The following is a 631-nucleotide window of genomic DNA, read 5'->3' on the forward strand; positions in this document are numbered from 1 at the left end:
TATAGAAATATAAAAATGTTCCAGTGTTTTCGACATCAACTGTCCACCATGTTCATGTAGGAACTCAATCATGATTTATCATCTCCTATGTCACGTACTTTGACATTAGTAGTGTGTTGCTCATGCATTTTTGAGGACACAGTGTCTTCCCCCACATGTTCTGTTTGCACTGCATCCTCACTATCGCCCCAAATCGTGTCATATACAATGTCAACAACATTGGCACGCGTAATCAGTCCTACTAAACGTTGCTTATCATCTACGACAGGTACATTCCTAACGTTTCTTTTTAAAATCGTACGTACAGAATCTTGTAATTTAGAATCAATTTGAACGGTATAAATATGTTGTTGCATGGTGTCTCGTAAACTTTTGTGTCCACGTATACCCTGATTTATATCTTCAATGTCTAAGAAACCTAGTAAATGGTTATTACTATCTACTACAAAAATAGTATCAACACGCTTTTGTCTCATAATATGAACAGCATCATTAAGCGTTGCATCTGCCTGTATCGTGATTGGTTTAATCATTACACCTTCTACAGTCTTGTCATTGGGACGGTCTTGAATCAGTCTATTTTGTCCTATAAAATCACGTACAAAATCATTTGCGGGATGTCTTAAAATAT

1 protein-coding gene and 1 pseudogene are annotated in these 631 nt (G+C 36.3%); both read right to left on the bottom strand.

Translation table 11 applies throughout. The features are described from left to right. Positions 1-72: pseudogene (locus tag IDG60_RS28225) on the bottom strand (choline ABC transporter permease); the annotation flags it as partial. Then, positions 69-631, bottom strand: a 563-nt coding sequence (locus tag IDG60_RS28230) for a CBS domain-containing protein (RefSeq protein ID WP_206161113.1), incomplete at its 5' end; no start/stop codon positions are given. The gene IDG60_RS28230 and the pseudogene IDG60_RS28225, both read right to left, overlap by 4 nt.

The organism is Staphylococcus sp. EG-SA-2 (assembly GCF_017152085.1).